This window comes from Stutzerimonas tianxiuensis (assembly GCF_053470365.1).
The window spans coordinates 498,940-518,130 of sequence record NZ_JBPVWS010000001.1 but is presented as its reverse complement, the minus strand read 5'-3'; the positions used below and the strand labels follow the sequence as shown (position 1 = coordinate 518,130).

Annotated in this window: 18 protein-coding genes; 8 read left to right on the top strand and 10 right to left on the bottom strand. The window is 61.4% G+C overall.

Annotated elements, in window-relative coordinates:
* The first annotated feature begins 28 nt into the window (after window positions 1-28).
* Both ACSSNI_RS02165 and lnt read left to right on the top strand, forming a co-directional pair.
* Entirely contained in the window at window positions 29-877 is an 849-nt protein-coding gene (locus tag ACSSNI_RS02165) for an HlyC/CorC family transporter (protein ID WP_102837463.1), read from the top strand.
* An 85-nt stretch (window positions 878-962) separates the two neighbouring features.
* The gene (gene lnt, locus ACSSNI_RS02160) at window positions 963-2,474 is read left to right on the top strand and encodes an apolipoprotein N-acyltransferase (RefSeq protein ID WP_200639841.1); all 1,512 of its coding nucleotides are present in this window, start codon (window positions 963-965) and stop codon (window positions 2,472-2,474) included.
* Between the two features lie 33 nt (window positions 2,475-2,507).
* Here the strand turns inward: lnt and ACSSNI_RS02155 are convergent, their stop codons facing one another.
* Together ACSSNI_RS02155 and ACSSNI_RS02150 are read right to left on the bottom strand one after the other, a co-directional pair.
* Entirely contained in the window at window positions 2,508-3,281 is a 774-nt protein-coding gene (locus ACSSNI_RS02155; protein WP_200639842.1) for a YdcF family protein, read from the bottom strand.
* A 72-nt stretch (window positions 3,282-3,353) separates the two neighbouring features.
* Window positions 3,354-3,806: a hypothetical protein gene (locus ACSSNI_RS02150; RefSeq protein ID WP_200639843.1), complete on the bottom strand. Its 453-nt coding sequence runs from the start codon at window positions 3,804-3,806 to the stop codon at window positions 3,354-3,356.
* Window positions 3,807-4,057: 251 nt separating this feature from the next.
* Here ACSSNI_RS02150 and leuS point away from each other — a divergent pair, with 251 nt between their 5' ends.
* The 6 genes from leuS to lipA all read left to right on the top strand — a co-directional run bounded on the left by leuS (window position 4,058) and on the right by lipA (window position 11,276).
* Entirely contained in the window at window positions 4,058-6,664 is a 2,607-nt protein-coding gene (gene leuS / locus ACSSNI_RS02145; RefSeq protein ID WP_200639844.1) for a leucine--tRNA ligase, read from the top strand.
* Window positions 6,665-6,707: 43 nt separating this feature from the next.
* The gene (locus tag ACSSNI_RS02140) at window positions 6,708-7,313 is read left to right on the top strand and encodes an LPS-assembly lipoprotein LptE (RefSeq protein ID WP_200639845.1); all 606 of its coding nucleotides are present in this window, start codon (window positions 6,708-6,710) and stop codon (window positions 7,311-7,313) included.
* Window positions 7,314-7,353: 40 nt separating this feature from the next.
* Complete coding sequence (gene holA / locus ACSSNI_RS02135; protein WP_200639846.1) at window positions 7,354-8,382, top strand: DNA polymerase III subunit delta; 1,029 nt, start codon at window positions 7,354-7,356, stop codon at window positions 8,380-8,382.
* Between the two features lie 149 nt (window positions 8,383-8,531).
* Window positions 8,532-8,690 carry an alternative ribosome rescue factor ArfA gene (gene arfA, locus ACSSNI_RS02130; RefSeq protein WP_102837468.1) on the top strand — a complete coding sequence of 53 codons (159 nt, stop codon included), beginning with the start codon at window positions 8,532-8,534 and terminating at the stop codon, window positions 8,688-8,690.
* Window positions 8,691-8,750: 60 nt separating this feature from the next.
* Window positions 8,751-10,052 carry a lytic murein transglycosylase gene (locus ACSSNI_RS02125; RefSeq protein ID WP_200639847.1) on the top strand — a complete coding sequence of 434 codons (1,302 nt, stop codon included), beginning with the start codon at window positions 8,751-8,753 and terminating at the stop codon, window positions 10,050-10,052.
* Between the two features lie 171 nt (window positions 10,053-10,223).
* The gene (gene lipA / locus ACSSNI_RS02120; RefSeq protein ID WP_102837470.1) at window positions 10,224-11,276 is read left to right on the top strand and encodes a lipoyl synthase; all 1,053 of its coding nucleotides are present in this window, start codon (window positions 10,224-10,226) and stop codon (window positions 11,274-11,276) included.
* Between the two features lie 85 nt (window positions 11,277-11,361).
* On the opposite strand, the gene lipB is transcribed toward lipA, so the two are convergent.
* The 8 genes from lipB to rlmH form a co-directional block, all read right to left on the bottom strand.
* A complete protein-coding gene (gene lipB / locus ACSSNI_RS02115; RefSeq protein WP_200639848.1) occupies window positions 11,362-12,018 on the bottom strand; it encodes a lipoyl(octanoyl) transferase LipB in 657 nt (218 codons plus the stop codon).
* 62 nt (window positions 12,019-12,080) lie between these two features.
* The gene (locus ACSSNI_RS02110) at window positions 12,081-12,365 is read right to left on the bottom strand and encodes a DUF493 domain-containing protein (RefSeq protein WP_102837471.1); all 285 of its coding nucleotides are present in this window, start codon (window positions 12,363-12,365) and stop codon (window positions 12,081-12,083) included.
* 62 nt (window positions 12,366-12,427) lie between these two features.
* Window positions 12,428-13,585, bottom strand: coding sequence for a D-alanyl-D-alanine carboxypeptidase family protein (locus ACSSNI_RS02105; protein WP_200639849.1), 1,158 nt, complete (start codon window positions 13,583-13,585; stop codon window positions 12,428-12,430).
* A gap of 72 nt (window positions 13,586-13,657) precedes the next feature.
* Window positions 13,658-14,644, bottom strand: coding sequence for a septal ring lytic transglycosylase RlpA family protein (locus ACSSNI_RS02100; protein WP_200639850.1), 987 nt, complete (start codon window positions 14,642-14,644; stop codon window positions 13,658-13,660).
* Entirely contained in the window at window positions 14,641-15,525 is an 885-nt protein-coding gene (gene mltB, locus ACSSNI_RS02095; protein WP_234484670.1) for a lytic murein transglycosylase B, read from the bottom strand. Before mltB ends, ACSSNI_RS02100 begins: the two co-directional genes overlap by 4 nt.
* Before the next feature lie 146 nt (window positions 15,526-15,671).
* A complete protein-coding gene (gene rodA / locus ACSSNI_RS02090; protein WP_325166592.1) occupies window positions 15,672-16,817 on the bottom strand; it encodes a rod shape-determining protein RodA in 1,146 nt (381 codons plus the stop codon).
* Entirely contained in the window at window positions 16,814-18,703 is a 1,890-nt protein-coding gene (mrdA, locus tag ACSSNI_RS02085) for a penicillin-binding protein 2 (protein WP_200639851.1), read from the bottom strand. The genes rodA and mrdA overlap by 4 nt, the downstream gene beginning before the upstream one ends.
* A 17-nt stretch (window positions 18,704-18,720) precedes the next feature.
* Window positions 18,721-19,188 (bottom strand): 23S rRNA (pseudouridine(1915)-N(3))-methyltransferase RlmH, encoded by a 468-nt coding sequence (rlmH, locus tag ACSSNI_RS02080; protein ID WP_019340033.1) that lies wholly within the window; start codon window positions 19,186-19,188, stop codon window positions 18,721-18,723.
* Window positions 19,189-19,191 lie beyond the last annotated feature (3 nt).

The window sequence follows — 19,191 nt, the reverse complement described above, 5'->3', positions numbered from 1 at the left end:
CAACTGCAAGGACCATTGAGTCAAAGACATGAGCGAAGACCGATCGAGCAACGGGCAAAAGTCCTGGTTTGGGAAAATCAGCCAGGCTTTTGCCCATGAGCCGAAAAACCGTGAGGAGCTGCTGGAAGTATTGCGCGGCGCCCACCAGAACAAACTGCTCGACAACGAAGCCCTGGCGATTGTCGAGGGCGCCATTCAAGTCGCCGACCTGCAAGTGCGAGACATCATGGTGCCGCGCTCGCAGGTGATGAGCATCAGGGCCGACCAGTCGCCAAAGGAGTTTCTCCCAGCGATCATTTCCGCAGCGCACTCGCGCTATCCGGTAGTCGGTGACAGCCTCGACGAAGTGATTGGCGTGTTGCTGGCCAAGGACTTGCTGCCGCTGATCCTGCAGGGCGATCAGCAGAGTTTCGACATCAAGGACCTGCTGCGCCCCGCCACTTTCGTGCCCGAGTCCAAACGCCTCAACGTGCTGCTGCGCGAGTTCCGCGCCAACCACAGCCATATGGCGATCGTCATTGACGAATACGGCGGCGTAGCCGGGCTGGTCACCATTGAGGACGTGCTCGAACAGATCGTTGGCGACATCGAAGACGAGCATGACATCGAAGAAGACAGCTACATCCGGCCGCTGCCGAGCGGGGACTTTCTGGTCAAGGCGCTGACGCCCATCGACAGCTTCAACGAGTTCTTCCAGAGCGAATTCCCCGACGAAGAATTCGACACCGTCGCAGGCCTTGTGATGAGCACTTTCGGTCACCTGCCCAAGCGTAACGAGGTGACAGAGATAGATGGCTTCCGTTTCCGCGTGCTGAATGCCGACAGTCGCCGGGTTCACATGCTGCGCCTGACCCGTACTGAAGTCGAAAACCGCTAGCGCTGCTGCGCTGACTTATGAGCTCGTTTTAGCATTCACCCGCCGCACGCCGTTCGCGCTTGCGGCGGCTATCCAAGGAACATCCATGCGTTGGATTACCCGCCCCGGCTGGCTCGGCAACCTGCTGGCGCTCGCCGCCGGCGCCCTGACCACCCTGTCGCTCGCCCCGTTCGATATCTGGCCGTTGGCCTTGGTGTCGATGGGTGTGATTTATCTGGGCCTGCGCGAGCTGACGCCCAAACAGGCGGCTGGCCGCGGCTGGTGCTACGGCTTCGGCCTGTTCGCCTCGGGCGTCAGCTGGGTTTACGTCAGCATTCACGACTTCGGCTCGGCGCCGCCGGTGCTGGCCGGCGCGTTGACACTGGGCTTCGTGGCCGGTTTGGCACTGTTCTTCATGCTGCTGGGCTGGGCCTGGGCCCGCTGGTTACGGCAGACGGCGGCGCCACTGCTCAACGCCCTGCTGTTCGCCGCACTCTGGCTCGCCCTGGACGCCCTGCGCGGCTGGGCCCTGACAGGCTTCCCCTGGCTTTACGCCGGTTACAGCCAACTGGATGGACCCTTAGCCGGGCTCGCGCCGGTCGGCGGCGTCTGGCTGCTGACCTTTGCGCTCGCGCTGACTGCCACGCTGCTTGTCGAGCTGCCGCAACTCCTTCGCCACAAGGCATCGCTGAGTGGCGCCCTGATACTGCTGGTCGCCTTCTGGGGCGGCGCACTGGCCTTCGGCAATCACGCCTGGACCTCCGCGAAAGCCGAACCGATTACCGTCGCCGCAATGCAGGGCAATGTTGCGCAAAGCATCAAGTGGGACCCGAAAAAGCTCGAGATGCAGCTGCTGCTCTACCGCGACATGACCTTCCGCAGCAAGCCCGCGGACCTCATAGTGTGGCCAGAAACGGCGGTGCCCATTCTCAAGGAGCACGCTGAAGGCTACCTGACGATGATGAGCCGCTTCGCCCAGGACCGGCAGTCAGCCCTGATCACCGGCGTCCCGGTACGCCAGCCCAACGCCGACGGGGAGCTGCGCTACTACAACGGCCTGACCACGGCAGGCGACGCGCAAGGTATCTACCTGAAGCAGAAGCTGGTGCCGTTCGGTGAATACGTGCCGCTGCAAGATCTGTTGCGTGGCCTCATCGCCTTTTTCGATCTACCCATGTCGGACTTCGCCCGCGGTTCACCCGAGCAACCACTGCTGCAGGCGAAGGGCTTTCAGATCGCCCCATTCATTTGCTACGAAGTCGTCTATCCCGAGTTTGCCGCCGGCCTCGCGGCGCAGAGCGACATCCTGCTCACCGTCAGCAACGACGCCTGGTTCGGCCACTCCATCGGCCCGCTGCAGCATCTGCAGATGGCACAGATGCGAGCGCTGGAGGCAGGCCGCTGGATGATTCGTGCCACCAATAACGGCGTTACGGTGCTGATCGACCCGCACGGCGGCATCGTCGAGCAAATCCCGGCTTTTCAGGAAGCGGTACTATACGGCGAGGTCACGCCCATGCAGGGATTGACGCCTTATCTGCAATGGCGCTCCTGGCCCTTGATCACCATCTGTGCGCTGCTGCTCGGCTGGGGCCTGGTACGACGTCGGCGAGGCTGATACTCATCGCGCCAGCCGGCGTCCGATGTGCATCTACTCAGAGGCGCTGTCATAAAGCAGCGGGTAGACCAGCATGCCAACTGCTTCGTTGAGCAGCATGCCGTTCTGCCAGACGGCCTTCGCCTCGGGCAGCCAGCCGCCAAAGGGTCGCCCGTTGGGGACACCGATGAATCCTACCGGTGCAGCGATCACTTCCAGCCCGACCTCCTCAAAGCACCAGCGCGACCGCGGCATGTGCGACGCGGACGTCACCAGCACGATGCGTTTGATTCCCGCAGCCTTGAGCATTTCCGCGCTATAGCGCGCATTCTCCCAGGTGGTTCGGCTGCGCTCTTCGAGCCACTGCGTTGGTGTATCGAAATCGCGCTCCAGCGCCTCGGCAGCCAATAGCGCTTCGCTAGGCGGCTCGCCATAGTGCAGTCCACCGCTCGCCAGGATTGGCAGACCCGACGCCTTCGCCAATCGCGATGCATAACGCAGCCGCTCAAGGGCGATATGGCTGGGCTGATCGGAACCCCACGCGGGATCGGCCTGTTCTCGACCCGCGCCCAGCACGACAATTGCCTGTGCACGCTTTCCGAGGCTGCTCCATTCCGAACGATGCAGCGCCACTTCGCTTTCGATCGCTCGTGCTGCCCACTCAACAGTCACCGGCAGGCTCATCAGCCACAGCCCGCCGAACCCCAGCATGAAACAGAACGCTGCCAGCCGTGGTGAGCGACGCCGCAGCCACCAGGCCGCGAGCAATAACAACAGCAGCCCACCGGGCGGCAGCAGTAACTGTTTGAAGAAATAGCGTATTGGCATGTGCAGCTCCGGTCGATCGGCCGCTGCCACTTTACCTGCCGAGGCGCCCGCTTGTCGGCAGCACGGACGCCGTCAGTGCTTTGGGTAGGTATGCAACCGTTGCCGAGCACGAAGCAACTGCGAACCGCAAGCCGAGCAAGCGACCGCGCCGGCGCCCTCTGGCCAATGCACGCTGGTGCCACAGAGCGCGCAGACCATCGATTGCCGCAGCGCAGGCGGGCTCTGCTTGCAGTGCTTGCTCGAGTGCTGCCGCAACACATTGCGCAACGCTGGCCGGGTCGCCTGACGGTCCAGCTGCGCCTGTTCTTCGGCGGCGGCGTGCCAACCGGACAACCACTGCGAATCCTGCTGCAGGTAGGCACGGATCAGGTCGAACTCCGCAGGGGTCAACCCACCGACCTCCAATTCGGCCGTAGCGCCAGTCTCATCACCCGTTCTTCGTTCGGCTTCTTCCAAGGCCAGTGTCAGCCGCTGCAGCACGCGTCCGTACAGATTGCCCTCACCCGCCTGGCGTTCTTTACCCATGATTCACCTCGTGTTCATCCCGCCCCCTGTACAAGCGTAGTTCAGACTCGAACATCCACCTCGCGCGCGACAAACGGGGCGCTCAGCGCTGGCAAATCGGGTTTCCCTCGGTTGCGGAGGGTCATGTATGCTACGGCGCTTCTATGCGTTCGTATCCAACCCGTTGCGCCGCCGTGTCAGGCTTAGTGCCAGCCATGCGACAGCCCGAGCTGCCATGCGAACAGCCAGCCCCCTTTCCAACGCCAGTAGCCATGCACGAACAGTATCAGCCCCGCGAAATCGAAGCCGCCGCGCAGTCCCACTGGGACTCGCAGAAATCCTTTGAAGTAAGCGAACAGCCAGGCAAGGACACTTTCTATTGCCTGTCGATGTTCCCCTACCCCAGCGGCAAGCTGCACATGGGGCATGTGCGCAACTACACCATTGGCGATGTGATTGCCCGCTACCAGCGCATGCAGGGTAAGAATGTGCTGCAGCCCATGGGCTGGGACGCGTTCGGCATGCCGGCGGAAAACGCGGCAATGAAGAACAAGGTCGCGCCAGCCAAGTGGACCTACGAAAACATCGACTACATGCGCACCCAGCTCAAGAGCCTGGGACTGGCTGTCGACTGGACGCGAGAAGTCACGACCTGCAAGCCGGACTACTACCGCTGGGAGCAGTGGCTGTTCACCCGTCTGTACGAAAAGGGCGTCATCTATCGCAAGAACGGCACCGTCAACTGGGACCCGGTTGACCAGACCGTACTGGCAAACGAGCAGGTCATCGACGGTCGCGGCTGGCGCTCTGGCGCTCTGATCGAAAAGCGCGAAATCCCCATGTATTACTTCAAGATCACCGCCTACGCGGATGAGCTACTGGAGAGCCTGGACGAGCTGGATGGCTGGCCCGAACAGGTCAAGACCATGCAGCGCAACTGGATCGGCAAGTCGCGCGGCATGGAGATCAGCTTCCCTTACGACGCTGCCAGCATCGGCAGCGAAGGCGTGATGAAGGTCTTCACCACCCGCCCCGATACGCTGATGGGTGCCACCTATGTCGCGGTGGCCGCCGAACATCCGCTGGCCACCCTTGCGGCTCAAAATGATTCAGAACTGCAAGCGTTCATTGATGAATGCAAGCGCGGCGGCGTCGCTGAAGCCGACATCGCCACCCAGGAAAAGAAAGGCCTTGCCACTGCTTTGAAGGTACAGCACCCACTCACTGGCGAGCTGCTGCCGGTGTGGGTCGCCAACTACGTGCTAATGAACTACGGCGAAGGCGCAGTGATGGCCGTTCCGGCCCATGACGAACGCGACTTTGCCTTCGCGACCAAGTACGACCTGCCGATCAAACCTGTTGTGCGCACCAGCGCAGGAGACGAGACGCCTGCACCTTGGAACGACGCCTACGGTGAGCATGGCGAGCTGATCAATTCCCACGAATTCAACGGGCTGGATTTCGACGGCGCGTTCGACGCCATGGAAGCAGCCCTGCAGCGCAAAGGCCTCGGCCAGGCCCGCACCCAGTTCCGCCTGCGCGATTGGGGCATCAGCCGCCAGCGCTACTGGGGCTGCCCGATTCCGATCATCCACTGCCAGAGCTGCGGTGACGTACCGGTACCGGAAGACCAGCTCCCAGTAGTGCTGCCCGAAGACGTCGTTCCGGATGGCGCCGGTTCACCGCTGGCGCGCATGCCGGAGTTCTATGACTGCAGCTGTCCCAATTGCGGCGCCGCAGCCAAGCGCGAAACCGACACCATGGACACCTTTGTCGAATCGTCCTGGTACTTTGCTCGCTATGCCTCGCCGCATTATGACCAGGGCATGGTCGATCCTGCCGCAGCCAACCACTGGCTGCCGGTAGACCAGTACATCGGTGGCATCGAGCACGCGATCCTGCATCTGCTCTATGCGCGCTTCTTCCACAAGCTGATGCGTGACGAGGGGCTGGTCAGCTCCAACGAGCCGTTCAAGAACCTGCTCACGCAGGGCATGGTCATCGCGGACACCTACTACCGCACCCTGGAAAATGGCGGCAAGGACTGGTTCAACCCGGCCGACGTCATCGTCGAGCGCGACGCCAAGGCCAAAGTCATCGGTGCCAAACTCGCCAGCGATGGCCTGCCGGTAGAAATCGGCGGCACCGAGAAGATGTCGAAGTCAAAGAACAATGGTGTCGACCCGCAGGCGATGATCGACAGCTACGGCGCCGATACCTGCCGCCTGTTCATGATGTTCGCCTCGCCGCCGGACATGAGCCTGGAGTGGTCCGATTCCGGCGTCGAGGGTGCCAGTCGCTTCCTGCGCCGCGTCTGGCGCCTGGCACACGCCCACGTCAGCGCGGGTGCCGTTGCCCGACTGGACATCTCCAGCCTCGGTGATGAGCAAAAGGCCGTACGCCGCGCGATTCACCTGGCGATCAAGCAGGCCAGTCAAGATGTCGGCCAGCACCACAAATTCAACACCGCCATCGCCCAGGTGATGACGCTGATGAACGTCCTGGAGAAGGCAGCCGCGGATACCGAGCAGGACCGCGCGCTGCTTCAAGAAGGCCTCGAAACCGTTGCGCTGCTGCTGGCGCCGATTACGCCGCATATCTGTCATGAGCTCTGGCAGCAGCTAGGTCACAGCGGCTCGATCATCGATGCACAATGGCCGACGGTCGACGAGACTGCCCTGGTTCAGGACAGCCTGACACTGGTGGTCCAGGTCAACGGCAAGCTGCGCGGACAAATCGAAGTGTCCGCGAGCGCCACTCGTGAAGAGGTCGAAGCCACGGCCCGCGCCAACGAGAACGTTGTGCGCTTCACTGAAGGTCTGACGATCCGCAAGGTCATCGTGGTACCGGGCAAGCTGGTCAATATCGTCGCTAACTGATTCGTCTTGGCGCGTGCGCTAAGGCTGGCAAGGGGAAAACAACATGATCAAACGCAATCTGGTGGTGGTTGGCCTGGCCCTGCTGTTGAGCGCCTGCGGCTTCCAGCTGCGGGGAACGGGCGATACCAACTTCGCGCTCGATGAAGTCAATCTGCAAGCCCGCAACAGCTACGGCGAAACCGTGCAGCAGCTTGAAGAGTTACTCAAGGACAGCGGCGTCAGGGTTTATCCGGGTGCTCGCTACACCCTTGATCTGGTGCGTGAGCAGACCCGTCAACGCACCGCCAGCTATACGACCGCAGCACGCACTGCCGAGTACGAACTGACCCAGAGTCTCGACTACGAGATCCGCGGCCCGCAGAACACAGTGCTGCTGGAAGACCAGGTCGAAGTATCCAAGGTGTATGTCCATGACAGCAGCAACCTGATCAGTTCGGATCAGGAAGCCAGCCAGCTGCGCCGGGAAATGCGCCGCGAACTCCTGCAGCAGCTGAGCATGCGCCTACGCAATATCACACCGGCACAGCTCGACCAGCTGCAGCAGACCGCGGAAGCGAAGAAGCGCGCCGAAGCCGAGGCGATCGAGGCACAGATGCGCGAGCAGTCTGCACAACCTTTGCAGCCGCCCATCGAACTGCCGCTGCAATGAAGACCGGGGAGCCTGCTGACGCAGGCTTCCGATCGTTCCGATGAAGTTACCTCCCGCCCAGCTTGCCAAGCACCTGCAAGGCCCCCTAGCGCCGGTCTATGTGGTCAGTGGCGACGAGCACCTGCTCTGCCAGGAAGCCAGCGACGCCATCCGTGCGGCCTGCCGCCAACAAGATTTCAGCGAGCGCCAGGTACTCAACGTCGAAACCGGTTTCGACTGGGGCCAGCTCATCGAAGCCGGAGCCAGCCTCTCCCTGTTTGCGGAAAAGCGTCTGCTGGAGCTGCGCATCCCCAACGGCAAACCCGGCGACAAGGGCGCCGCGGCGCTGATCGACTACCTTGCACGACCTGCAGAAGACACCGTGCTGCTGATCAGCCTGCCCAAGCTTGACGGCAACACCCAAAAGACCAAGTGGGCCAAGGCGCTGATCGATGGCAAACAGGTGCAGTTCCTGCAGATCTGGCCGGTGGATGCGCAACAGCTGCCGCAGTGGATTCGACAACGCCTGGCACAGGCCGGTCTCGCCGCAGACCAGGAAGCCGTAGAACTGATCGCAGCCCGCGTCGAGGGCAATCTGTTGGCCGCCGCGCAGGAAATCGAAAAGTTAAAACTGCTAGCCGAGGGCGGCCAGGTAACCACCGAAACCGTGCAGGCTGCCGTGGCTGACAGCGCCCGCTACGACGTCTTCGGGCTGATTGATGCCGCGCTGCTTGGTCAGCCGGAGCACATTCTGCAGATGCTGGCTGGCTTGCGCGCCGAAGGGGTCGAGGCGCCGGTGATCCTCTGGGCCGTCGCGCGCGAAGTCCGCCAGCTGGCCAATATTGCCCATCAGTACGCTCAGGGCGTACCGCTAGACCGTGCGTTCAGCCAGGCTCGACCGCCGGTATGGGATAAGCGCAAACCTCTGGTCAGCAAAGCGCTTCAACGTCACGATGCAGCGGGCTGGCAACGCCTGCTGATGAGCGCGCAACAAATTGACGAACAGATCAAGGGCCAGGCCGAAGGCGATCCCTGGGTCGGATTGACTGATCTGTGCCTACAGCTGTGTGGACGTCAGATCCGGTTGTAGCGCGAGGCGAAGCAGTGCTGGGATCGGTCGCCTGATTCTCGCGAGTTGAATCGCGCTCCAGGCTTGCCAGCCCTCGGCAGGTGCTGGACATTTTTTGTACAACCCCTATGATGCCCTCGCCTGATCATGAGCAAGCAAGAGGGTACGTGATGAGCAAGCAACGAAAGCGGCCGAACAAGGCCAAAAGCCTGGCAGCGCAACCTCTGTTTCGCTGTCGCCAGGAACAGCCGAAAAAAGGCAAAGGCAGCTACCGCCGCGAAGCCTCCCAGTCCACCAACTGGGAGGCTTCGGTCCTTCTGGCGGCTTGAAAAGCCAAGCCCTTCAAAGCGTGATAATGTCACCTGCCGATGACCTGCCGAGAGTGGTGCATGCTTTACACCTTCGTCCCCGTCCTGCTGCTGCGAACTCTGATTGCCGGATCAGCCCTGAGCATAATGGTTGCCTGTGCCGCAGAGCCGGCCGCACCAACCGAGGTGGCCGCGACTAGTCAGCCGGCTCAGAGCACTGCCGAATCCAACGTGGTGCCACCCGAAGCCGAGCCTGCTCAACTGAGCTTCGCTGAATGGCGCGACGCTTTTCGCAGCGAGGCCCTTCAGGCGGGTGTCTCAGCGCAGGTTTTCGACCGCGCCTTTGCAGGTGTCACGCCTGACCCGAGCATCATCATTGCGGATCGCAGCCAGCCCGAATTCAGTCGACCGGTCTGGCAATATCTGGACGGCGCGCTATCAAAGCAGCGGGTTGAGCGCGGCCAGCGCCTGCTAACCCAACATCAAGCGACGCTGGACGACATTGAGGCGCGCTATGGTGTGGACCGGAACACGCTGGTGGCCATCTGGGGCCTGGAAAGCAGCTACGGACAGATCATGGGCGACAAGAGCGTCATTCGCTCGCTCGCAACTTTGGCACACGAGGGGCGACGCCCGGGCTTTGCCAAAAGCCAGTTGCTGGCTGCGCTGGAAATCCTCGAGCATGGCGACGTGAGTGCCGATCAGCTACGGGGTTCCTGGGCCGGCGCAATGGGACAGACCCAGTTCATTCCAACCACCTACAACACTCATGCCGTGGATTTCGATGGCGACGGCAGCCGTAACATCTGGAGCAGCTCTGCCGATGCGCTGGCTTCGGCCGCGCACTACCTGCAGGCCTCTGGCTGGAACGCCGGGCAACCGTGGGGCTTTGAGGTCAAGCTGCCGGACGGGTTCGAGTATGCGCAGGCTGACAACGCTATCCGCAAAACGGTAGCCGCCTGGCGCCAGCTCGGATTGACCGAACTACCGAGCGGCACTGATATGGATGAGGCAACAGCTACGCTGTTGCTCCCCGCTGGCTATCGCGGGCCGGCGTTCCTGGTGTTGGATAATTTCCGGGCCATTCTGCGCTACAACAACTCGTCATCCTATGCGCTGGCGATCGGGCTGCTGTCCGAGCGCTTCAACGGTGCCGGCCGGGTACGTGCAAGCTGGCCAAAAGGTGAGCAGCCACTGAGCCGCTCCGAGCGCGTCGAATTGCAGGAGCGCCTGACGATGCATGGCTTTGACCCAGGCACACCGGACGGCATCATTGGCGCCAATACCCGCAGTGCTATCCGTGGCTTTCAGCAACTGTTGGGCTGGCCCGCCGATGGCCATCCGACGCAGGAATTGCTGGGACGGCTCCGCGCGGAACCTTAGCGCACATGGCCGGATTATTCGGCTAGTGCCTGCCCCCGCCCTCTCACCGGCAATTCACATAGCAACCGCACGGCTCGCCTGACGCGACTGAACGGTCAGTGCCTGTGATAAACTGCGCAGCGGCCACAAGCCGCCTCGTCCACGGAGCCTCTAGCGGAGCCCAGAAAGCCGATGTCCGACACCTCCCAACCCAAGGCCATTGCCAGCGGCGAAAAATTCCGCACCACCCAGGGCATCACTGCAATCAAGGACGGCCAAAAGCGTCGCGCCTCAAGCGAGCCCCAGGTCTTCGAACCCAAGCCCAAATGGCTGCGGGTCAAGGCACCAAGCGGTAGCCGCTTCGAAGCGGTCAAGCGCAATGTCGGCGAACACCGCCTGAGCACCGTATGCCAGGAATCCCACTGCCCGAATATGGGCGAATGCTGGTCCAACGGTACTGCCACCATCATGCTGATGGGCTCGGTGTGCACCCGCGCGTGCCGCTTCTGCGCGGTAGACACCGGTAATCCCAACGGCTGGCTGGATCAGGAAGAGCCACAGAACACCGCCAAGTCGGTGGAGCTGATGGCGCTGCGCTATATCGTGCTGACCTCAGTGGACCGCGACGATCTGGATGACGGCGGCGCCGCACACTACGCGGCCTGTGTCCGCGCGATCAAGGAGCGTACGCCGCAGGTGGTCGTGGAGGCCCTGACGCCCGACTTTGACGGCGACCTGCAAGCTATCGAACGCGTGGCGGACTCAGGCCTTGAAGTGTTCGCGCAGAATGTCGAGACAGTCGAACGCCTGACCCATGAAGTACGCGACCCGCGTGCAGGCTACGAGAAGACCCTGCGGGTGCTGGAGCACGCCAAGCGCCATCGCCCCGAGATGCTGACCAAGACCAGCCTGATGCTGGGCTTGGGCGAAACCGACGAGGAAGTGTTGCAGACAATGGATGACCTCCGCGCCATTGGTGTGGACATCCTTACCCTTGGCCAGTACCTGCAGCCAACTCGTAACCACCTGCCGGTCAAACGCTGGGTCAGTCCGGAAGAATTCAACCGCTTCCGCGATATCGGTCTGGCGAAGGGCTTTATGGAAGTAGCCGCAGGCCCACTGGTGCGCTCCAGCTACCGAGCCGACCGGGTCTTCGAGAAGAACAACCTGGGCCTGGCCGCCCCGGTGCCGGTCCCCGGTCAGCCATTCGACAGCAGCCTGATACCAACCCTCAACCTGAACTGATCGAACCGGACACCGCCTGCTCCTGGCAACGCGCCTGGGCAGGCGGCGTCCTATCCGCCACTGGAAAAGCTGGCAGTCGCCCTACCTAGACTATTGCTACGTTTGTCAGGGTTTGCTGCTGCGCGTAGCCGAGGTGCTTGGCCAGCTGTTCGCGCATACGGGCACTGACCTCGGCAAAGGCTATTGGCCCAGCGACCAGATCCGCCAACTGTGTCATGCGCATGCCGGCATAGCCGCATGGGTTGATTCGCCCGAAGGGCTCGAGGTCCATGTCCACATTGAGCGCCAGCCCATGGAACGAGCGGCCGTTACGGATGCGCAGGCCGAGAGAGGCGATCTTGGCGCCACTAACGTACACGCCAGGCGCATCGGGCTTGGCCAAGGCGTCAACACCGTAGCTGGCAAGCAGATCAATCAAGCTAAGCTCGATACGGCTGACCAGCTCGCGCACACCAAAGCCCAGCCGCCTGACATCCAGCATCAAATAGCACACCAGCTGCCCAGGACCATGGTAGGTCACCTGTCCGCCCCGATCGGCCTGAACCACAGGAATATCGCCTGGTAACAGCAAGTGCTCCGGCTTGCCAGCCTGCCCCTGAGTAAACACCCGCGGATGCTGTAGCAACCAGATCTCGTCAACTGTGTCCGGCAGCCGTTCATTGGTAAAGCGCTGCATGGCTTGCCAGGCGATCGGATAGTCCACCAGGCCGAGCTCGCGCACCACCAGCGAGGGGCCACTCATCGTTGGGGCATCCTCTACCACAGAGCTAGCACCCAAGACAGGATTGGCGGGCTCGCCGCTCATCACAGCACCATGTGCACGCGCCCGGTAGCGCGCAGATCGACATGGATCGCCTGCAGCTGATCGACGCTGGTGGCGGTGATCAAGACCTGCACGGACAGAAACCGGCCGTTGCGACTGTCTCGAGTCACCAGAGTGGTTTCGTCAAAATCCGGCGCATGCCGACGGATAACCTCGACCACCGTGTCGCTGAAGCCCTCCCCCGCATCTCCAATTACTTTGATCGGATAACGCTCGCAGGGAAATTCGATTTTCGGCGGCTGTGTTTCGCTTTTACTTTCAGTCATGGCAACGGACTCATGATCCGCAAAGGGCGCGCCCGACGGACAGCCTGGGCGCGCTCAAGAGGTCAGTTGAAGAGATTGAAGAAGAACAGCTGAATGCTATCCCACAGACGGCTGAACAGCCCACCTTCTTCCACGGTCTGCAGTGCAATCAGATCGGTGCTTTGCACCACCTGTCCATCGAGACTGACCTCAACCTTGCCAACCACATCACCCTGCTGGATTGGCGCCGTGAGTTCGGGGTTAAAGGTCAGGCCGGCCTGCAGCTTGTCCATCTGCCCGCGCGGCAGGGTCATGGTCAGATCACCCGCAAGCCCGGCGCTCACCTGGTCCTGCTGACCCTTCCAGACACGGGACGTCGCTAGCTCAACACCTTTCTGATAGAAGGTCCGGGTTTCGAAGAAGCGGAAGCCATAGGTCAGCAGCTTCTGCGTCTCGGCGGCACGCGCCTGCTCGCTATTGGTGCCGAAGACAGCGGTGATCAGACGCATGTCATCACGCACTGCAGAAGCTACCAGGCAGTAGCCAGCCTCTTCAGTGTGGCCGGTCTTAAGGCCATCGACGGTTTTGTCACGCCACAGTAGAAGGTTGCGGTTCGGCTGCTTGATGTTGTTCCAGAAGAACTCCTTTTGCGCATAGATGCCGTAGTGCGCGGGATCCTCATGGATGATCGCGCGAGCCAGCTTGGCCATGTCGGCAGCGGACGAATAATGCTCTGGATGAGGCAGCCCGGTGGCATTCATGAAGTGCGTATTGCTCATGCCCAACCGCTGCGCTGTGCTGTTCATGAGGTCGGCGAACGCCTCTTCGCTACCGGCGATATGCTCAGCCATTGCCACGCTGGCGTCATTACCGGACTGGATAATGATGCCGTGCAGCAGATCGTCCACCGAAACCTGCGTATTGACCTGGATGAACATCCGCGAGCCGCCGGTGCGCCAGGCTTTTTCGCTGACGGTCACCATGTCGCTTTCGGAGATCTGCCCCTTCTTGATCTCCAGGGTGGCGATGTAAGCCGTCATCAGCTTGGTCAAGCTGGCGGGCGGCAGGCGCTCATCACCGGCATTCTCGACCAGAACCTTGCCGCTGGCGGCGTCCATCAGGACGTAAGATTTGGCCGCCAGCTGTGGCGGTGACGGAATGATCGGCTCGGCCCAGGCGGTGGGCGCTACGGCCAGCACGGTTAGGAGGAACAGCCGGTGCACGAAGGTGGTGATAGTCATTGCGCTCTCAGAAAGGTGGTGTGGCAAAAACGGTACAGGTCAGCGTGGTGTATCTATCAACGAGGTACAGGTTTAATCGCCGCTTACTCGCCGCGGGTTTCCCAGATTGGCAAGGCGAACGCTCTGTTCGAGCTGCGCAGCTTCATCGGGGGAGTCAATGGGCCCCAGGCGTACCCGGTGCAAGATCTGCTGCTGATGGACAACCGAACTTACGAACACCGGCGCACCGGTCATGCTGCTGAGCTTGTCACGCAGCAACTGAGCCGCATCCGGGTTTGCAAACGCGCCGACCTGCAGGTAGACCCCCGCCCCAGATACGTCTCGCGTGGTGTCATTGGCAACCTCAACCGGCACAGTTGCGCCAGCATGCTGCGCCGGTGGCGGCGTGTATTGCTCGACAGGTTGCGCCAGCGCAGCAACTGAGGGCTTAGCAACCTTTTGAGGCTGGGCCAGTACCATAGGCGCCGGCCTGCCACGCTCGGCCCACCACTGCTTCGGATCGATGCCTTCGACCTTGACCCGCGCGGTCCCGGTTTCGGCATAGCCCAGTTTCTTCGCCGCAGCAAAAGACAGATCAATGATTCGATCCGAGTAGAACGGGCCGCGATCGTTGACTCGAAGCACCACGGCCTTGCCATTGTCGAGGTTGGTGACCCGAACATAACTGGGTAGCGGCAGCGTCTTATGCGCGGCGCTCATGCCATACAGATCGTACTTTTCGCCGTTGGCCGTTGGCTGACCATGAAACTTGGTGCCGTACCAGGATGCCGTTCCGGTCGCCCGATAATTGCGTCCGTCCCCAATCGGGTAATAAGTTTTGCCCAGCACAGTGTAGGGATTGGCCTTGAACGGGCCGTTGTGCGGTGTTGGCGTTGCGTCTGGAATGCTGGAAACGTCGACATCCCACCAGGGCGCGCCATCCTTGTGCGGCCGTGAGTAGTCACCCGGCCCGCTGATGCCGGCGCTTTTCGCGGGGGCCGGCGATGACGGTGCAGGCGCCGACGAACATCCGACTACCAGCACAGCGAAGGCCGCTACCGCCAGCAAACGAGCGGTCATTGCGCACCCCGCGCCTGGACCAGCTGCTCGGAGAGCTGATGGACTGCCATGGCGTACATGACGCTGCGGTTATAACGGGTGATGACATAGAAGTTGGGCAAGCCGACCCAGTACTCGTCGCCGTCGGCACCCTCCAGGCGAAAGGCCGTTACCGCAGTGTCGTCGGGCATCTTCGTTTCGGCTGGCCACTGCCAACCCAGCTCGCGCAATTCCGCGGCATTCTTCACAGGCTCAAGTCCTTCGGTCAGACCTTCGCCATGTCGCTCACCATTGACCGTAGCCCGCGCTACCACTGGCGCGCCGGCAGTCCAACCGTGCTGCTTGAAATAGTTGGCGGCGCTGCCAATTGCATCGACCGGGTTCTTCCAGATATCGATGCGACCGTCTGCATCGAAGTCCACCGCATAGGCGCGAAAGCTGCTCGGCATGAATTGCGGCAGCCCCATGGCACCGGCATAGGAACCGGTCAGCGTGAGAGGGTCGACTTGCTCTTCACGGGCCAGCAAGAGGAACTCTTTGAGCTGTTGGCGGAAGAATGGCTGGCGCGGCGGGTAGTCGAAGCCCAGGGTCGACAAAGCATCTATGACCCGGTAGTTGCCCGTGTTGCGACCGTAGAAGGTTTCAACGCCGATGATGGCGACGATCACCTGTGCCGGCACACCGAATTCCTGCTCGGCGCGCGCCAGCGTCGCCTCATTCTCGCGCCAGAAGTCCACGCCTTGGGCAATCCGCGAATCGGTCATGAAGATCGGTCGATATTCTTTCCACGCTTTGACGCGCTCGGCCGGTCGGGAGATGGCATCGAGGATCACCTGCTTGCGCTCCGCCTGCGCCAGCACTTCGGCCACCTGCTCACTGGCAAACCCGTAATCCTGAGTCATTTCGCGCACGAAATCGGCGACCTTTTCGCCCTGATAATCTGCCGCAAAAACCGCTGGAGAGTTTCCTAGCGCCGCGAAAAGACCCGCTCCGCAGAGCGCTCGTGTCAACCAGCCACGCCGTAATCGATCCAAGAAATTCACTCTATTCAAACCTGTGCGATCCACTTGCGATGGGTGTGGATCGACATCAAAACCCCGAACCCTGATAGCAGGGTTACCAATGAAGTGCCACCGAAACTGATGAAGGGCAACGGCACCCCTACCACCGGCAACAGACCACTGACCATGCCGATGTTGATGAATACGTAAACGAAGAAGGTCATCGTCAGCGCACCGGCCAGCAACTTGCCAAACAGCGTTTGCGCCTGAACGGTGATGACCAAACCACGCGCAATCAGTAGCAGGTACAGCAGCAGCAGCAGGCAAACGCCCACCAGGCCGAACTCTTCAGCCAGAACCGCAATGATAAAGTCCGTATGGCTTTCGGGCAAAAAATCCAGATGCGACTGAGTACCCAGCAACCAACCCTTGCCAAACACGCCGCCCGAACCAATCGCGGCCTTCGACTGGATGATGTTCCAGCCGGTTCCCAGCGGGTCGCTTTCCGGATCGAGGAATGTGTGCACGCGCTGTTTCTGGTAGTTGTGCAGCACGAAATACCACATGGCCACGGCAATCGGCACCAGCGCCGCGATCGCGCTCATGATCCAGCGCCAGCGCAACCCGGCGATGAACAGCACGAAAGCACCGGAGACCAGTACCAGCAACGAAGTGCCAAGGTCCGGCTGCTTGAGGATCAACACGAAGGGCGTGAGGATCAGGCCCAGACTGACCATGGTGTGCTTGATACCAGGCGGCAAGGCGCGCGCGGACAGATACCAGGCGATGGTCATCGGCATGATGATCTTCATGAACTCGGACGGCTGGAAGCGAATCACCCCGGGTATATTGATCCACCGGGTCGCCCCCATTGCGGTGTAGCCGACGAACTCCACAGCAACCAGCAATGCCACAACCGCCAGATAACCCGCCGGCACCCAGCGCGCCATGAACCTTGGTTCCAACTGCGCTATGACCAGCATGGCGCCCAATCCGAAGCCATAGGAAGTCGCCTGTTTGATCAGAAGATCAACATTCTTGCCGCCAGCGGAATAAAGGACGAACAGGCTTCCGGCCGCGAGCATCAGCAGCAGCAGGAGCAGCACCCCATCGATGTGCATACGCTGTAACAGTGACGCCCGGCGACGCATCACATCGGACGTTGAAAGCGTGCGGTCAAACGTTCCGCTCACGGTTTGGGCCTCTCTGCCGTCAGGGGCGGGGCGTACTCGGCCTTCAACTCGCCCGCCTCGTTGAGCAGCCATGCATCCATGACCTGCTTGGCCACTGGCGCGGCTACGCCGGAGCCGGACTCGCCGTTCTCGACCATGACAGCTACAGCAATCTGCGGGTCATGCACAGGCGCGAAGGCGACGAACAAGGCGTGGTCGCGATGGCGTTCGGCGAGTTTGCCGCTGTCGTACTTTTCGCCCTGCTTGATGGCCACGACCTGCGCCGTACCGCTCTTGCCGGCGATGAGGTAGGCGGCGGTGTCGCCAACCTTCTTTGCCGTGCCGCGGGCGCCGTGCAGCACCTTCACCATTCCGTTGATGGAAGCATCCCAGTAATCGGGGTCGCGAAGCTGAATGTCGGGCATCGGTTCAGGATCGACAGGTATTTCTCCTTCGATGCTTTTCGCCAGGTGCGGCCTGATCCACTTACCGTGAGTCGCCATCAGCGCGGTCGCCTGGGCGAGCTGCAAGGGCGTGGTTTGCATGTAACCCTGACCGATGCCGAGGATGACTGTCTCGCCCGGATACCAAGCCTGCCGGTAACGGCCACGCTTCCAGTCTCGCGACGGCATCAGGCCGGCAGTTTCCTCGAACATGTCCAGCGCCACGCGCTGGCCGAGACCGAAGCGGCTCATGTAGTCATGCATGCGGTCGATGCCCATCTTGTGGGCGAGGTCGTAAAAATAGGTGTCATTGGACCGCATGATCGCGGTTTCCAGATCTACCCAGCCGTCGCCGCCGCGATTCCAGTTCCGGTACTTGTGCTTGACGTTGGGCAGCTGAAAGAAGCCGGGGTCGAACACGCGACTGTTCTCGGTCACCACACCGGCATCCAGGCCAGCCACCGCCATCATCGGTTTGATCGTCGACCCCGGTGGGTAGAGCCCGCGCAGAACACGGTTGAACAATGGGCGATCTATGGAATCGCGAAGCGCGCCATACGCCTTGAAACTGATACCAGTGACGAACAGATTGGGGTCGAAGCTAGGCTGACTGACCATCGCCAGCACCTCGCCAGTCTTCGGCTGCAACGCGACCACTGCACCGCGGCGGCCTGCCAGCGCAGCCTCGGCAGCTTGCTGAAGTTCAAGATCGAGGGTCAGCATCAGATCCTTGCCAGGGATCGGATCGGTGCGCTTGAGCACCCGTAGCACCCGCCCACGCGCGTTGGTTTCGACCTCCTCGTAACCCACCTGCCCGTGCAGCGAGTCCTCGTAGAAGCGCTCGATGCCAGTCTTGCCGATGTGGTGGGTGCCGCTGTAATTGACCGGATCGAGCTGTTTGAGCTCGGCCTCGTTGATTCGACCGACATATCCGACCGAATGAGCGAAGTGCTCGCCCTCTGGGTAATGCCGCACCAGCTGGGCTGCGACCTCAACCCCCGGCAGACGGAACTGATCGACGGCAATCCGCGCAATCTGCTCTTCCGACAGCTCATACATGATCGGCACCGGCTCGAACGGCCTGCGCCCCTGCAGCACCCGTTTTTCGAACAATTCGCGCTCTTCACTCGAGAGCGCCAGCACCTCGACCACCGTATCCAAGGTCTCACGCCAGTCTCCAGCGCGCTCGCGCGTCACCGTCAGGCTGAAGCTTGGCCGGTTATCGGCGATGATTTTGCCGTTGCGATCAAAAATCAGGCCCCGATTGGGCGGAATGGGCTGCACATGGACCCGGTTGTTCTCCGAAAGCGTCGAATGGTGCTGGTACTGCACCACTTGCAGGTAATACAGGCGCGCAATCAACACGCCGATCAGCAGCAATACGATTGCCCCGCCCACAAAAACGCGACTACGCACCAAACGGGCGTCTTTTTCGTGGTCCTTGAGGGGAATCGGCTGGGACATCTTCGGTTTTAGCTGAACTACTTGTGGTAAGGGTGACCTGACAGCAACGTCCAGGCCCGATAGATCTGTTCGCCGATGAGAATACGAACCAGCGGGTGGGGCAACGTCAGCGGTGACAACGACCAGCGTTGTTCGCTGCGTGCGCACACCTCAGGGGCCAGCCCTTCCGGCCCGCCCACCATGAGATTGACGTTGCGCGCATCGAGCCGCCAACGCTCCAGCTCACCAGCCAGCTGCTCAGTGCTCCAGGGTCGCCCCGTCACTTCAAGCGTGACGATGCGCTCGCCGGGTTGAACCTTCGCCAGCATGGCCTCGCCTTCCTGACGAATCAACCGCGCCACGTCGGCATTCTTGCCGCGAGTGTTGAGGGATATTTCATGCAGCTCCAGCGGCAGCTCAGACGGCAGACGCTTGGCATACTCATGCCAACCGTCCTCCACCCAGCGCGGCATCTTCGAGCCCACCGCAATCAGCTTGATCCGCACGGA

Coding starts and splice junctions, on each gene's coding strand:
- ACSSNI_RS02165 (WP_102837463.1), top strand. CDS start 29: ATGAGCGAAGACCGATCGAGCAACGGGCAAAAGTCCTGGTTTGGGAAA.
- lnt (WP_200639841.1), top strand. CDS start 963: ATGCGTTGGATTACCCGCCCCGGCTGGCTCGGCAACCTGCTGGCGCTC.
- ACSSNI_RS02155 (WP_200639842.1), bottom strand. CDS start 3,281: ATGCCAATACGCTATTTCTTCAAACAGTTACTGCTGCCGCCCGGTGGG.
- ACSSNI_RS02150 (WP_200639843.1), bottom strand. CDS start 3,806: ATGGGTAAAGAACGCCAGGCGGGTGAGGGCAATCTGTACGGACGCGTG.
- leuS (WP_200639844.1), top strand. CDS start 4,058: ATGCACGAACAGTATCAGCCCCGCGAAATCGAAGCCGCCGCGCAGTCC.
- ACSSNI_RS02140 (WP_200639845.1), top strand. CDS start 6,708: ATGATCAAACGCAATCTGGTGGTGGTTGGCCTGGCCCTGCTGTTGAGC.
- holA (WP_200639846.1), top strand. CDS start 7,354: ATGAAGTTACCTCCCGCCCAGCTTGCCAAGCACCTGCAAGGCCCCCTA.
- arfA (WP_102837468.1), top strand. CDS start 8,532: ATGAGCAAGCAACGAAAGCGGCCGAACAAGGCCAAAAGCCTGGCAGCG.
- ACSSNI_RS02125 (WP_200639847.1), top strand. CDS start 8,751: ATGCTTTACACCTTCGTCCCCGTCCTGCTGCTGCGAACTCTGATTGCC.
- lipA (WP_102837470.1), top strand. CDS start 10,224: ATGTCCGACACCTCCCAACCCAAGGCCATTGCCAGCGGCGAAAAATTC.
- lipB (WP_200639848.1), bottom strand. CDS start 12,018: ATGAGTGGCCCCTCGCTGGTGGTGCGCGAGCTCGGCCTGGTGGACTAT.
- ACSSNI_RS02110 (WP_102837471.1), bottom strand. CDS start 12,365: ATGACTGAAAGTAAAAGCGAAACACAGCCGCCGAAAATCGAATTTCCC.
- ACSSNI_RS02105 (WP_200639849.1), bottom strand. CDS start 13,585: ATGACTATCACCACCTTCGTGCACCGGCTGTTCCTCCTAACCGTGCTG.
- ACSSNI_RS02100 (WP_200639850.1), bottom strand. CDS start 14,644: ATGACCGCTCGTTTGCTGGCGGTAGCGGCCTTCGCTGTGCTGGTAGTC.
- mltB (WP_234484670.1), bottom strand. CDS start 15,525: ATGACTCAGGATTACGGGTTTGCCAGTGAGCAGGTGGCCGAAGTGCTG.
- mrdA (WP_200639851.1), bottom strand. CDS start 18,703: ATGTCCCAGCCGATTCCCCTCAAGGACCACGAAAAAGACGCCCGTTTG.